Here is a 12,697-nt window from a genome sequence, read left to right on the forward strand (position 1 = left end):
TCATTCCTCTTTTGTGTATTCTAGTGAAATGACACAGATTTCTAAACACTACCAGGTTTTTTATTGCCTTTCACTATGCTTATCAAGTGCTCAGCACTACAGTGCTGCTCTTTGAGAAGTCTTACTCTATTGTTAACAGACTAAACTCTGCCAGGGTGATTTATCATCGAAGCCTAATATTTATTTTGGCCAGCAATAAAAAAGGGAAGTTTATAACTTCCCTCTTTCGTACCAAATCGAGCTTAACAATCTTCATCTTTGGTATTTAAATCTTCTTTAACATCTTCGCAAGCATCTTCAACGCTATTGCCTACTTCTTCCACTGTTTCATCAATGCGCTCCCCGGCTTCTTCAGCAGGGCCTTCGCTACAGCCAAATAGTGTTAAGATTGCTATAAAGCCAAAAACCTTGGCCAGTATCATTGCCATTCTCATCATTATCTCCTTAATTTGAAAATTATTTACTACCTAGGTGTTTTTGCCTTTCTTGCTTTACCAAAAATAAACGAAATCACCATAAATGCGATAAACACAAAAAATAAGATTTTTGCCATTCCTGCCGCGGCGCCTGCAATACCTGAGAAACCCAGAATAGCTGCCACCAATGCCAAAAACAGGAACATTAGAGCCCAACTTAACATCTCATTCTCCTATGCTGTCATTTCTTGCAGCTGCTTCATTTGGTCATGACAGCCTTGCATGCGGGATTGGATATCCAGAAGTGTACTCTTACACTTAACTGGCAGCTCGCGCTGTAAAGACTTGTTTATTTTTGCCAGCACCTTATCTTCAACTTCCTCAAGCTGAGAGATGTAAGTGTGTTCTTTGTCAGTGCTGACTTTACCGATTAGTTTGGTGTATGCCTCACGAATTTCCACACTGGTCGCCGAATCGGTCTCCACCTCACCGTCATCAATCAATACAAATGGCTGTAGATCAGAGATAGCTTGAGCCTTAGCCACTATCATTTGGTCAAATACATTATTTAACTCTAAGTTGTTAAGCTTTTTCTTGGCTTCGGTATAAAAATCAACACCACCGTTTAATACTTTAATAAGCTCTTTTAATGGTTCCATATCGTAATTTGAATTTGCCATATCTCGCTCCTTAAATGTAATAAAAGAATAGATTTTTCAACTCGGACTAGTCTATGCAGCTCTAATGCCAGAAATTAACCCACTGTTTTTAATAAGTTTTTTATTTTCACTGAAACTAACGATGAAAAAGTTACAGTGCAGCTGTAAATAATTCCTGTGTTATTTGCTCACCCATACATCTTTACCTTTTATAAATAGCGGCTTGCTAAAATGCCTGCTTAGTCAACAAGCTAACCACACCAATATACTGCTCATTGGCTTTGCACTAATCTGGTTGCAACCTCACTTCTTATACATTAATTGCAGCATGACCTAGGTTTAATTCAGCTAATTATTTAGCCTTAAACACTCCGTTCAACTGAAATTCATCATGGCAGTAATAATTACAATCTCCATGGCATTGTTATTCGGTAAATCTTGCTACCTCATGGCATGGAATAATAAAAACTATTAATTATCATATACTTAAAGTTTGGCATGGACGCTGCACTATTGAATGCGACTCAAGCATAAAAGGAGATACGTTATGAAGAAGACTGTAATTGCATCACTATTTCTAACCTCATTGTCGGCGACTTCTGCTATGGCAGCGGACAATAATTGGGAAGCTGAGGCAGCAGATGCCTGGATTGATGGCAAAGCCGAAGCAACATTACTTTTCAATGGCGAATTGAATAACTTTGATATCAATACAGACGTTCGTGATGGTACGGTTATTTTAACCGGTGAAGTGGACCGTTCAGTTGATAAGAAGTTGGCTGAAGAACTGGTGCTTGGCATTGACGGTGTTAAGGAAGTTGATAACGAGCTAACTGTCGTCAAGATGACAGAAAAGCACAATGATGACCGCATGGAACAAGCAAGCGGTGAGTTCACCGATATGAAAATTGCTACCGTGATCAATTCTCGCTATCTATTTGACACGGACATAGACAGTACAGGTATTGATGTCGAGGTGGAACAAGGAAATGTCACCTTAACTGGCCATGTTGAAAGTGAGGCTGAGCGTAAACTCGCAGTGCAAATTGCAGAAAATGCCAATGATGTCGCCGAGGTAGAAAACCACCTTGAGATCTCTGACAACATGGAAAGATACAGTGACTCATAGCGCATTAACACGAGGGGGACATTTCCCCTCGTGATTATATTTTTACAAATGTGATCGAATTGGGTTGTATTGACTATATATTAATCAGCACTTGTTTATGTGCTACCGGTTCCATTCCCTTTGACTGGTTTCTCAGCGCCACTGCCTAGTGGCGTTTTTTTTGTCTATTTATCAGCATAAACTCAGCGACCTACTCACTTTTATTTATTCCGCTCTGGCCGGCCCGTTGTGATTTTGTAGATTTGCTCTGTAACTTTTACATTGAGCAGAAAAATACTACAAGCTGGATTAAAAGAAAAACATAAACAACTGTTTTTAAAGGATTTAATTCTGGCAAATGCTTTGCATCAATTACTTTGAATGTAACGAAGAAGGAGTCGTTTATGAGTAACCAAAGTCAACAAACTGCAACTACCAAGCGCAAAGCAAACGGTCATGACTCAAGCCACCCTGTGGCGGATCAAATGGCAGACTCGCTACACTCTTCGGTTGATTCATTTCATCAATCAGCCTCGAAAACCGAAGAAGCTCTGCGTGAAAAAAGTCAGAACTCCAGTGCAGCACTAGCCGATAAACGTCGCGAATTAGAGCGCTCATGGGAAACGTCTGGAGTAAAGAAATTCGCCGTTGAAAACCCAGTTAAAACGGCTGGTATCGCCTTTTCTCTTGGCATGTTAGCAACCATGATTTTGAGGAAGAAGTAATTATGGCGCAACACGCTCAATCTCATAGTGAGCAACACGACACCGAGCGCACTCCTGCGCTCGGTGAGCTAAAAGAAGCTGCAGCATTATTGCTTAGCAGTTACCAGCAGCTTTTTGCCAGTCATGCTCACCTATTGGCGGCAAAATTTCGTGCTAACTTCAAAGGCTTGCTTATTGCCATTGCACTGCTCACATTGACATTATTTTTAACCGCATTGGTGTGGGCCAGTTTACACGTGCTCTTTGCCTATGCCCTAACTTTTGCCGGGATCAGCTGGTATTTCTCCGCAGGCATCGTGTTGACACTGAATATTGCCATAATTTATTACCTTATTATGACTGGACTGAAACTATTTAATAATAGTATTCATGGACTCACCACGGGTTTATCGCAGTCATTGCAACAACCGGAGGTAGATGATGACCAAACTGGCTGATTACATCACCACCAAGCTACACCATGAGGTGACAGTTGCAACACGAGACAACATCGATGCTCAACAACTAAATCGGTTATGCCAGCTGCGCGCCAAAAAAGACTTTACTGGCGCCATCAGCTCTCCCCAAGGCATTGCCTTTAGCTTTGTGTTTGGTGCCTTGGTAGCCCGCTTTGGCAAAATTGGGGCACTGCGACGAGTGGCATTGGCAAAAAAGCTTATAATAGGGTTTGCTTAATACTGACTCGCTTCATTAAGTGGTCTATTGGAGGCCAGAATACTTCGCCGATAACTGGACTTCCGCGTCCTACAACCGCCCAAATATCTTCATCTATGTAGGCAAGTCAGAAGTTTTGCTATTTAGTTGATCTAACGGGGAAATCTTAATGTCGTTAGCGCCCAATTTACTACCTCAAAGTGTCTACCACCTCTTGTAAGTCAGTTAAGGTCACGGGCTTCAGTAACACCTTGTCTATTTTCACCTGAGCCAATGAATCCGGATCGGGATCAAAACCACTGGCAATCACAATATGCTGCTCTGGATTGCGTGCCTTAATCTCGCCAGCCAGTGTCATTCCTGACTTATCTGGTAAACCAATATCCAGCAAGATAGAGTGAAAAGATTGCCCCGCCTCAAGGTGCTGCCAACATTGTGCAGCATTGGCCGCAGTTGTCACCTCTACCTCTATGGAGTCTAACAATAACTGCAGCAATTGCCGTGTATCGTCGTCGTCCTCGACCACTAAGACATTGGGGTGGGTACTATGATGGCTTTGCTCTGGCTCTGGCGCATGTGCGGCCACGGTGTGCTTAGTACCAATAAAGCGTTGCATGCAGTTTCCAAGCTCTTCCACCACCACGGGTTTACTTAACATATCATCAAAACCCAGTGCCATAAGCTCAGCAGCCGTTCCCTTTTGCGCTGCAGCGGTCAATGCTACTACCGGCGTTTTCACACCAGCTTGGCGCAATTGCACTATCGCTTCTCGGCCATCCATTTTTGGCATGTGTAAATCCATCAGCACCAAATCAAACTGATGATCCGGGACCGTAAGCATATTAACCGCTTCTTGACCATCTCCCGCCACTTCAGCCGTTGCCCCCGTTTCTCCCACCAAAGTGCGTAATAGCATTTGAATTTCACCAATATCCTCAACGATCAAAATTCGGCCTTTTAATTGCTTTGGCAGCTCAGTATCGCTATTACTTTGGGCTTCGTTCAGAGTAAGCTCAACTAATTCGCTAGCAGCTGGAATAGTGATGGCAACAGAAAAAGCAAACTCACTGCCCTCACCGAGAGTTGAATCCACTTCCAGCTGTCCGCCCATCAGATTAATCAAGGCTGAACTGATCGCTAATCCTAGCCCTGCTCCTTCATCGCTGCGGGTAGTGACATGCTGCACTTGCTCAAAAGGTTTAAAGATGCGCTTGCGTTTCTCCTCAGGAATGCCAATGCCTGAGTCGATAACCTTAAACAGCAAACGTTGTTGCGAGTCTAAAGCGATGGTTACGTTAACAAACCCTGAGGCTGTGAACTTAATGGCATTATAAGTGATGTTAATTAGTACTTGCTTGAGTCGGGTTTTATCAATCACCACTCGATTGGGCAGTGGAGTTAACGCCGTAATGGTAAACTGCAAGCCTTTTTTAGCTGCCGCCATTTTAAACAGGCTGTGCAAATCGCTCATAAGGTGGCTGAGTGATATTTCTTGTTCATTCAACTGTAAGCGGTTTTCACTGATTTTTGATAAATCTAAGACATCGTTGAGTAAATTTAATAGGTGTTCGCCGTTACTGTTAATGATTGATAGCTCTGGCTTGATAGTTTGCAGTTCTTCACGGGATAACAACAAGTTGGTGTAACCCAAAATGGACGTTAACGGCGTACGCAGCTCATGACTTAAATGGGCTAAAAAGCGATCTTTCGCGCGGCTATCTGACTCAACTCTTAAACGCTCAATACGTTCTCGCTCTAACGCTTTACGCGCCAGCGCATAGCGAATTGAACGAATAAACCGCGCACTGCTGATCTCCGATTTCAGCACAAAGTCCTCAGCACCTGCTTTTAACGCCTGATTATCAAGTACTTCATCGGATTGCCCAGTCAGCATGATAATCGGTGTATGCACCTGCCGAGCTCGCGCTTCTTTTAGCACATTTAGGCCTGTTTCAGGCCCTAACTGGTAGTCTAATAAGCACAAATCAAAGGAATTACTCTCAAGTGCAGCGAGTGCTTGAGCGTATTGCGAGTGCCAAGTTAGATTAAACTTAAAACCACTGATGGATTGTAAGTAATCTAATGTGAGGATGTAATCGTCTTCATCGTCCTCTATCAGCAAGACATTGACTTCACTCACCGTCTCTTCTGTCATCATTCACTCCAAACCTGTTGGCATTACTGCGGCAATTCGACGATTTCTATCCAGTACTTGCCTAAATTCTTCATCAGCTCTACTAAACCATCAAAATCCACCGGTTTGGTAATATAAGACGCCGCGCCGAGATCATAGCCTTTAAGTTTGTCCTCTTCTTCTTTGGATGTGGTCAAGATAACCACTGGAATAGCGCGAAGATTGGGGTCTTTTTTCAACTCTTGTAGCGCTTCTCTACCATCCATTCTCGGCATATTTAAGTCCAACAGAATAAGGTTGGGTCGCGGATATTGTTGTGTGTCGGCAAACTGCCCTTCATTACGGAGGTATTCTAATAACTCCACGCCATCCTTTACAAAACGAAAGGCATTTAATACCCGACTTTCTTCCATGGCATCCTGCGCCAGTAAACGGTCGTCTTCATCGTCATCCGCCATTAAAATTTGTATCGGCTCTGCTTTTTTATAATTCATTTTTTATTTCCTGAATAATTTCAGTCGGTTGGTATGGTAAAACAAAAATAAAGGTGGCTCCTTCGCCCTGTTTGCTGTGCGCCGAAATGGTGCCGCTATGGCGCTCGACAATACGCCGACAAACGCTTAATCCGATGCCTGTGCCGGCGTACTGGTTTCGATCATGAAGCCGCTGAAACGGAGAGAAAATCTTCTCTGCATATTCTTGATCAAATCCGACGCCGTTGTCTTTAATGGTAAACTCATAGGCCTGTTGGCCCATTAATTCTGTTTCAGTCACTGTGATATTAATGACTGGCTGACGCTCTGGCACACGGAACTTAAGGGCATTAGACAGTAAGTTGAGAAACAGCTGATGGATTTGGCTAGCATCGCATTGAATCGTCGGTAAGCTGACACGGTTCACCTGCGCGTTGCTATCAACTAAGGTTATTTCCAAATCATCCAAAACAAACTGCAGTAGTTGATTCAAGTCTTGCGACTCAAACGGCTTTGCTCGGGTGGTTATCCGCGAAAGCTCTAATAAATCAGTGATAAGCGTAGACATGCGTTTTGCAGCCCCGGTCATGCGTGCCAAGTAATCTCGACCTTTGTCATCTAACTGAGCGGCATAATTTGTTTCGATGCGATCACCAAACGCGCGTATTTTTCTCAGTGGCTCTTGTAAGTCGTGAGAGGCCACAAAGGCAAAATCTTCCAGCTCTCTATTACTGCGATTGAGCTCATCAGCATAGTGTTCCAGTGCTTCGGTGCGCGCTTTAACTTTCTCTTCTAATTGGCTATTCACCGACTCCAACGCGTGCTTGGCTTTGTTGGTGTTTCTTAAGTTCACCACCAGCAGCATTAAAATGGCTGATATCATGGCAGCACCTAGCAGTGTAAATACCACGATATTCTGTTGGGCTTCGGCCTTTACGCGCTTTAATTGATTAAGCTGTACCGCACGGATATCCTGCTCTACCACCATAATCTCACTAAACCATTGCCGCAGCTCACCGCCAGAGCCTTTGGTCAAAGCAAGCTGTTGTGCTTGCTGAAATTGCGCAGTATTGCGGACATTTTTAATCGATTGTTGCAATGCTTGGAAGCGTGATTTGACCCCTTCAACATAACGGTCGATTTTATTTTGTTGTTGCTCGCTCTCCGAACGACGCTGCTGCACCTCAGCTATGCGTAAAGATAAGGTATCCAAAGCATGCTGAAATGGCGTCAAATCGCTTTCCTGCTGGGAAATAATAAAAGCACGTTGGCCTGACTCGGCATTCAACATGGCAATGTGTAACTTATCTAACGCCATCATTACTTCGCTGGTGTTGCGAATGCTCGCTTGCACCTGGTTGAGCTCTTTGACGTTATTAAACCCAATCATGGTATTACCCGCGACCATGGCGACACACACCACCACCGCGAACCAAATAAAACTGAGTTTGCCACCCACCTTCATAAACGAACTCATGATGTTGTCACTGTTCACTCATTTTTTCCTTGCTCCAAGATGGTTTGTAGTAAAGCACTACAGCTTTTGCTGGCAGCAATAATCTTGTCCGCGGCTTCTTGTACTTTACCGCTGGAAGCAGGCTCCGCTGCCATCAGCTTTACCAGTTCAGCCTGCATCGAAATTTGATTTAACGGCTTTCTGGCATCATGTATTAGGTGCTCTAGCTCACTGCGTTGCTCGTTACTCATTAGGTCTCCTCAAGGCTAGGTTTGGGCTTCTCCTTCGTAGGCATTAAGACGGTTATATAAGGTTTTAGTACTGATCCCAAGCATGCGGGCAGCCAGTGTTTTATTTCCTTCAACCGAGTCCAGCGTTTGGTAAATTAACGCTTTCTCTACTTCTTCAATGGTTTTACCCGGAGTGACATCCGGCATCGTGACTTGCTGATTGCCATGGCGATGTTCTGTACCACTTTGCTCAGGCTCACTGTGTTGCAACTGTTTAGCCTTAGCAAAAGGCGAGGCAAACTCTTGATCAAAAACCAATGTATTACGCTCGAGATCCGCCATGATGTAGGCTTTATGAATGGTGTGCTTCAGCTCGCGGATATTACCAGGCCAATCATAGCTCTCTAAGCGTCTTAAATCGTCGGCTTTAATGCTGTACTGGGTATTGCCTTTGCGATTTAACTGCTCCACAAAGTGCTCGGCTAGCAGCGCTATGTCTTCTTTGCGCTGTCGTAATGGTGGAATATGAATTGGGAACACGGCTAAGCGGAAGTAAATGTCTTCTCGCAAAATAGCATTCTGAGCAATTTCTTCAACACTGCGATTACTGGCAGAAATCACACGGCAGTTAACCGCCGTGGCTTGACTGCCGCCAACCTTGGTCACCTTTTGCGTCTCCAGCACCCTAAGTAAGTTGGGTTGTTGCTCAAGCGGCATCTCGGTCACCTCATCAAGGAACAAGGTTCCGTTATTTGCGCGCTCAAACACCCCCAACTTTTGTGCCTGCGCCCCGGTAAAGGCACCTTTTTCATGGCCAAATAACTCGCTGGCGATTAAATCTTTAGGGATAGCACCACAATTCACGCTAACTAGCTCTCCTTTAGGGTTACTAGCACGATGAATGGCTTCGGCGAACACTTCTTTGCCCACGCCACTTTCACCAAGCAGCATCACGTTGGCATCCGTTTTAGCTACTCTTTCAATCATCTCGTACAACTGGTGCATCTTCGCAGACTCACCAAGGAGTGTGCCAAAGTGGGCGGTTGCAGTCGCTTTTGGCGTGGCTTTTTGCTGCGGTGATAACGCTGACTTGATGTCTTGCGCATCAATGGGTTTAGTAAGGTGACTTAGGCCATCATGGCAAAGCTCAGCAATGGCCGACTTGACCGCGGGGTGACCGGTCACCATAGTAATTGGCGTATTATTTCCTGCGCCTCGTATTTCATCGACTAAATGCAAACCACTGCCATCGGGTAGCATAAAATCGAGAAAGATATGTACAAATCGTTGCTCTGCTAACCACTGCCGAGCAGCGGCCAAGTCATGAGCTATACAAGCATCGTAACCCAAAAATTCAATGATACGACTCGCCAGCTCGGCAAACTCTTGATCGTCATCAACTAATAAAATGCTGTTCAACTGTGTCCCTCTCTTATCATTATCGCTGCAGCCAGACTTCCATAGCCAGTGTCACTTAAGCTGTGTAGCAACGTTAGATGGCTAGGCTGGTACCAACACTGTCAGTGCATGCTTGTGGTTACAAATCTCTATGCTCTTTGCGCTCATAACCTCACCATCAAGGGCAAAGTGTTGCTGCTGCTTAAACGTTAGCTTTAATTGCTGACATTGATGAGTAACCACTTTATCAGATTTTATCGTCCCTTTGGGTAAGATAAGCTCAGTAACGGATAGGCTTTGATTGTTTTCAGCATCATAGGGCAAAATAGTAATGTCTAATTTACCGTCATCGTAAATAGGTTCGCCCTCTCCTTGTGCTAATAAAGTGGTTTTAGGAGCAGCATTGGCAACCACCAGGCTGACGCATTCAACAGTTTCAATGGCTTCGCCATCAAGTTCCACATCCACTTGCAGTGGTTTGTTTTCACTTACGGCCTGCCACAAGCCACGTAAATAGGCTAACTGCCCAGAGCTGTTCTTTTCTTCGCGATCTGCGTGCTCAATCATTTCATGACCAAAACCAACGGCCATCACCAGTAAGGCGGTTTGGCCATTGCAGTCCATAATATCAATGGACTTACTTTTACCTGCTAAAATGGCTTCACATGCACGCTCTACAGGCTCCACCTTTGACATCGGTCCAAGCAATACCGTGGCTAACGAGTTAGCGGTACCTAATGGTAAAATACCAAACAAGACGTCTTGCTCATTGATGCCATGGGCGACATCGGCCAAGGTGCCATCGCCACCACCAGCAATCACGACTTTTGCTTGGTGCTGCGCTAACTTTTCTTTTGCTAAGGCCGCGACATCGCTATCCGCTTCAGTAAAATAAGTATGTAATTTATAGCGTTCGCTGAGAATCCCGATGATTTCATTTTCGTGTTGTGCCCATTTACCGCCACCCGCCACAGGATTGATGACTAACACCGCATCATCAGCATGGGTAAAGTTTTCGCTTTGATGTAATTTAGTTAACCCTTTTAACTGCTGCTTATTTAACCTGGCCGTTTCGCGACGGTTTTGAATTTTCTCCAGCGCTTGGCGAACGTTATACTCAGGATGAGTAGCCAATAAGTAGGCCGTGCAAAAGAACACCGAGCGACCACGCCCTAAAGCACAGTGCACCACAACTTTACGCCCTAGCTCATGCTGCGCCGCAATCCACGCTATGCCATGGGCTAGCTGCTCTGACGTGGGTGTTTGGTGATCCAATACAGGAATATTGAGATAATGCAGCTGCTGTTGCTCTGCTGACCAGTTCAGACCATCAAATTCGGCGGTGACATCCAAAATAGCCTCAATGCCTTGTGCCTTTAACATATCAACATCACTTGGAAACAACCGACAAGCAACAAACAAATCATCCGTAAGCGGTTGAAATGCATCGACTACATCGCGCCCTCGTTCAATGGCGTTATACAGATGTGCGCCACCTAAATAGGGCCAAAACAACCAAGTGCTATACCAAGGGATTTTTCCCGTGCCATGCTTTCTAAAAATGCCTGGGTTGTTTGTTGCATAAGCAAAAGTGACCAGCCCTAATGAAAGGGTGAACCAAGCGAGGGGCAGCATTAACCATGAGCCAATACTGTAAAAAGTTAATACCGCCAACAAAACCGTGGCGAGTAAATAGTACTTGAGCATTTTCATTTGCTGATCCTTAAATTTTTTTTGCAGTCTATTGCTGTAACGCGCGCTATAAAAAAAGCGCGGTATGACTAAGCTTGCAGATCGATCAGTATAGACATGGGTTGCTTAATCTCTGCTGACAAGAGTAATAGTTCTTTTATTTTCAAGAATCTAGTATAAACAAACTTGCTCTGCTTACAACTATAGTCGAAACCGCTAAAGGTGTCGTTACACAGTTATGCAGGCCCCTACACATATTTATTCAGCCACCATTAATCCATTAATTTTTCTAATGTCAAAATCATAATTTTTATTGCTTGAATATGGCCTAATTAAACACCATAATGCCGATTCTTTCAGCACATTTGGAGAACCAAACAGACAATGACAAACGAGCTCGACTGGCTACTTAACTTAGTATTATTAGCTTTGGGTTTTGGCGCCTTTTTTATTAATCATAAAATGCTTCTAAGAGGGGCAGCTGTGTGCGCATGTAGCGTACTTTTTATCTCGTTTAGTCTCGATCTGATGAATACTAGTGTTATTTCAAATTTAAGCTTAATTTTAATTAATACATTTTATCTATTTAAAGTGTATACCTTTGGCCATTTGGAAGTTCACTAGGCAATAGTTTCTTTATCCAAATCCTTACGCTAAAATCATGGTCATCATTGCTTGTGAGTGGAGAAGCAGTATGGCCATGACCGACGAAGAGTTATTTTTAGCCTCAATGGGCGACGTTACCCCCCTAGCCCAAGACAGCAAAGCAGAACTGCAAAGAAAAAAAACCGAGCCTACGCTCGCGCAGTTGGCCAAGCGCCAAGCCGCTGAGCAAGAGCTGGAATTCGATGCCAATTACCTATCAACCGAATACGTTGAGCTACTCGACCCATATGACTTGCTGTCTTTTAAGAAAAGTGGCGTGCAAGAGGGAGTATTCAAAAACCTACGGCTAGGTAAATACCAAATTGACGCCACCTTAGACCTACATGGCAAACCCTTTTTAGAGGCACGTAAGGCTTTGTTCGACTTTATTGTAGACTGCCACAGTCGCAGTATTCGGGTATTGCTGCTGCGCCATGGTACTGGGCTAAAGAGCAAGCCCTTTCCTGCGGTGCTGAAAAGCTATAGCAATAAGTGGCTGCAGGAAATGCCTCAAGTACTGGCTTTTCATTCAGCACTGAGTTGTCATGGCGGTAGTGGCTCTACCTATGTATTATTAAGAAAAAGCGAAGAAAAAAAGCAAGAGAACCGCGAGCGCCATGCCAAGCGCTGAAAACAATAAAGCCAAACTGAGTGTTTGGCTTTATTGCGTATTTACAATTTCTGTCGACCCCTGAGTTGTTGCTGCATTAGCTTGGTTAAACCACGCAGACACTCCTAAAACAATAACCGAAACGACAACGAGAGATAGTTTTGCGCCACCTTGATTATGCTTCATTTGACCGACCTTTTATTATTGTTTTTTTGTTAAATTAATGCATCGTTCAGTAACTCTCAAGATGTTTTTTTATACAGTGGTTCAACCAGTAATCCATAAAAATCCACGATTAATACCAATTCGCTTAATTAAGTGGTCCATTTGCGGCAAGAAAATTCTGTCGATAACTCCGCTCCCGCGTCCTGCTATCGCCCTGGTACCTATATCCATATAGGCAAGGCAAAAATTTTGCTATTTAGTTGCTCTAAATGAGAAATTTTTAACGCAGTTAGCGGCAAATTTACTCCCTCAAATTGAGCAAGTATTAATAC

The 12,697-nt window shown here is 44.0% G+C and carries 16 protein-coding genes; 6 read left to right on the forward strand and 10 right to left on the reverse strand.

Annotated elements, in window-relative coordinates; genetic code table 11:
• Positions 1-242: 242 nt before the first annotated feature.
• Genes ACNKW2_RS13515 through ACNKW2_RS13525 form a run of 3 tightly spaced genes read right to left on the reverse strand, consistent with a single transcriptional unit; the run spans position 243 to position 1,096 of the window.
• Positions 243-434 carry a hypothetical protein gene (locus ACNKW2_RS13515; protein ID WP_419149080.1) on the reverse strand — a complete coding sequence of 64 codons (192 nt, stop codon included), beginning with the start codon at positions 432-434 and terminating at the stop codon, positions 243-245.
• A gap of 29 nt (positions 435-463) precedes the next feature.
• Positions 464-640, reverse strand: coding sequence for a DUF1328 domain-containing protein (locus ACNKW2_RS13520; RefSeq protein ID WP_419149038.1), 177 nt, complete (start codon positions 638-640; stop codon positions 464-466).
• A gap of 9 nt (positions 641-649) precedes the next feature.
• Entirely contained in the window at positions 650-1,096 is a 447-nt protein-coding gene (locus ACNKW2_RS13525) for a PA2169 family four-helix-bundle protein (RefSeq protein WP_419149039.1), read from the reverse strand.
• Positions 1,097-1,622: 526 nt separating this feature from the next.
• Between ACNKW2_RS13525 and ACNKW2_RS13530 the strand changes: the two genes are divergently transcribed.
• The 4 genes from ACNKW2_RS13530 (at position 1,623) to ACNKW2_RS13545 (ending at position 3,583) form a co-directional block, all read left to right on the forward strand.
• A complete protein-coding gene (locus ACNKW2_RS13530) occupies positions 1,623-2,204 on the forward strand; it encodes a BON domain-containing protein (protein ID WP_419149040.1) in 582 nt (193 codons plus the stop codon).
• Between the two features lie 383 nt (positions 2,205-2,587).
• Positions 2,588-2,908 carry a hypothetical protein gene (locus ACNKW2_RS13535; RefSeq protein ID WP_419149041.1) on the forward strand — a complete coding sequence of 107 codons (321 nt, stop codon included), beginning with the start codon at positions 2,588-2,590 and terminating at the stop codon, positions 2,906-2,908.
• Between the two features lie 2 nt (positions 2,909-2,910).
• Positions 2,911-3,345 (forward strand): hypothetical protein, encoded by a 435-nt coding sequence (locus ACNKW2_RS13540; RefSeq protein WP_419149042.1) that lies wholly within the window; start codon positions 2,911-2,913, stop codon positions 3,343-3,345.
• Positions 3,326-3,583 carry a hypothetical protein gene (locus ACNKW2_RS13545; RefSeq protein ID WP_419149043.1) on the forward strand — a complete coding sequence of 86 codons (258 nt, stop codon included), beginning with the start codon at positions 3,326-3,328 and terminating at the stop codon, positions 3,581-3,583. Before ACNKW2_RS13540 ends, ACNKW2_RS13545 begins: the two co-directional genes overlap by 20 nt.
• A gap of 169 nt (positions 3,584-3,752) precedes the next feature.
• Here the strand turns inward: ACNKW2_RS13545 and ACNKW2_RS13550 are convergent, their stop codons facing one another.
• From ACNKW2_RS13550 to ACNKW2_RS13575, 6 genes are all read right to left on the reverse strand, one after another.
• A complete protein-coding gene (locus ACNKW2_RS13550; RefSeq protein WP_419149044.1) occupies positions 3,753-5,720 on the reverse strand; it encodes a response regulator in 1,968 nt (655 codons plus the stop codon).
• A gap of 20 nt (positions 5,721-5,740) precedes the next feature.
• Entirely contained in the window at positions 5,741-6,190 is a 450-nt protein-coding gene (locus tag ACNKW2_RS13555; RefSeq protein ID WP_419149045.1) for a response regulator, read from the reverse strand.
• On the reverse strand, positions 6,180-7,664 hold the full coding sequence (locus ACNKW2_RS13560; protein ID WP_419149046.1) for a sensor histidine kinase: 1,485 nt from the start codon (positions 7,662-7,664) through the stop codon (positions 6,180-6,182). Before ACNKW2_RS13560 ends, ACNKW2_RS13555 begins: the two co-directional genes overlap by 11 nt.
• Complete coding sequence (locus tag ACNKW2_RS13565; protein WP_419149047.1) at positions 7,661-7,876, reverse strand: histidine kinase dimerization/phospho-acceptor domain-containing protein; 216 nt, start codon at positions 7,874-7,876, stop codon at positions 7,661-7,663. The genes ACNKW2_RS13560 and ACNKW2_RS13565 overlap by 4 nt, the downstream gene beginning before the upstream one ends.
• A 15-nt stretch (positions 7,877-7,891) precedes the next feature.
• Positions 7,892-9,274, reverse strand: a complete 1,383-nt coding sequence (locus ACNKW2_RS13570) for a sigma-54-dependent transcriptional regulator (protein WP_419149048.1) — start codon at positions 9,272-9,274, stop codon at positions 7,892-7,894.
• Positions 9,275-9,355: 81 nt separating this feature from the next.
• A complete protein-coding gene (locus ACNKW2_RS13575) occupies positions 9,356-10,966 on the reverse strand; it encodes a diacylglycerol kinase family protein (protein ID WP_419149049.1) in 1,611 nt (536 codons plus the stop codon).
• Positions 10,967-11,329: 363 nt separating this feature from the next.
• Here ACNKW2_RS13575 and ACNKW2_RS13580 point away from each other — a divergent pair, with 363 nt between their 5' ends.
• Together ACNKW2_RS13580 and smrA are read left to right on the forward strand one after the other, a co-directional pair.
• Positions 11,330-11,569, forward strand: coding sequence for a hypothetical protein (locus ACNKW2_RS13580; protein ID WP_336567010.1), 240 nt, complete (start codon positions 11,330-11,332; stop codon positions 11,567-11,569).
• Between the two features lie 70 nt (positions 11,570-11,639).
• A complete protein-coding gene (gene smrA / locus ACNKW2_RS13585; protein ID WP_419149050.1) occupies positions 11,640-12,221 on the forward strand; it encodes a DNA endonuclease SmrA in 582 nt (193 codons plus the stop codon).
• A 30-nt stretch (positions 12,222-12,251) separates the two neighbouring features.
• Here smrA and ACNKW2_RS13590 read toward each other — a convergent pair whose 3' ends face one another.
• Positions 12,252-12,386 (reverse strand): hypothetical protein, encoded by a 135-nt coding sequence (locus ACNKW2_RS13590; protein ID WP_336567012.1) that lies wholly within the window; start codon positions 12,384-12,386, stop codon positions 12,252-12,254.
• Positions 12,387-12,697: the final 311 nt, after the last annotated feature.

It is taken from the genome of Pseudoalteromonas 'SMAR' (genome assembly GCF_048515945.1).
Classification (GTDB): Bacteria; Pseudomonadota; Gammaproteobacteria; order Enterobacterales; family Alteromonadaceae; genus Pseudoalteromonas.

Excerpts from the sequence above, each read along its gene's own strand:
- ACNKW2_RS13515 (WP_419149080.1), bottom strand. The coding sequence starts at position 434 with ATGAGAATGGCAATGATACTGGCCAAGGTTTTTGGCTTTATAGCAATC.
- ACNKW2_RS13520 (WP_419149038.1), bottom strand. The coding sequence starts at position 640 with ATGTTAAGTTGGGCTCTAATGTTCCTGTTTTTGGCATTGGTGGCAGCT.
- ACNKW2_RS13525 (WP_419149039.1), bottom strand. The coding sequence starts at position 1,096 with ATGGCAAATTCAAATTACGATATGGAACCATTAAAAGAGCTTATTAAA.
- ACNKW2_RS13530 (WP_419149040.1), top strand. The coding sequence starts at position 1,623 with ATGAAGAAGACTGTAATTGCATCACTATTTCTAACCTCATTGTCGGCG.
- ACNKW2_RS13535 (WP_419149041.1), top strand. The coding sequence starts at position 2,588 with ATGAGTAACCAAAGTCAACAAACTGCAACTACCAAGCGCAAAGCAAAC.
- ACNKW2_RS13540 (WP_419149042.1), top strand. The coding sequence starts at position 2,911 with ATGGCGCAACACGCTCAATCTCATAGTGAGCAACACGACACCGAGCGC.
- ACNKW2_RS13545 (WP_419149043.1), top strand. The coding sequence starts at position 3,326 with ATGATGACCAAACTGGCTGATTACATCACCACCAAGCTACACCATGAG.
- ACNKW2_RS13550 (WP_419149044.1), bottom strand. The coding sequence starts at position 5,720 with ATGATGACAGAAGAGACGGTGAGTGAAGTCAATGTCTTGCTGATAGAG.
- ACNKW2_RS13555 (WP_419149045.1), bottom strand. The coding sequence starts at position 6,190 with ATGAATTATAAAAAAGCAGAGCCGATACAAATTTTAATGGCGGATGAC.
- ACNKW2_RS13565 (WP_419149047.1), bottom strand. The coding sequence starts at position 7,876 with ATGAGTAACGAGCAACGCAGTGAGCTAGAGCACCTAATACATGATGCC.
- ACNKW2_RS13575 (WP_419149049.1), bottom strand. The coding sequence starts at position 10,966 with ATGAAAATGCTCAAGTACTATTTACTCGCCACGGTTTTGTTGGCGGTA.
- ACNKW2_RS13580 (WP_336567010.1), top strand. The coding sequence starts at position 11,330 with ATGACAAACGAGCTCGACTGGCTACTTAACTTAGTATTATTAGCTTTG.
- smrA (WP_419149050.1), top strand. The coding sequence starts at position 11,640 with ATGGCCATGACCGACGAAGAGTTATTTTTAGCCTCAATGGGCGACGTT.
- ACNKW2_RS13590 (WP_336567012.1), bottom strand. The coding sequence starts at position 12,386 with ATGAAGCATAATCAAGGTGGCGCAAAACTATCTCTCGTTGTCGTTTCG.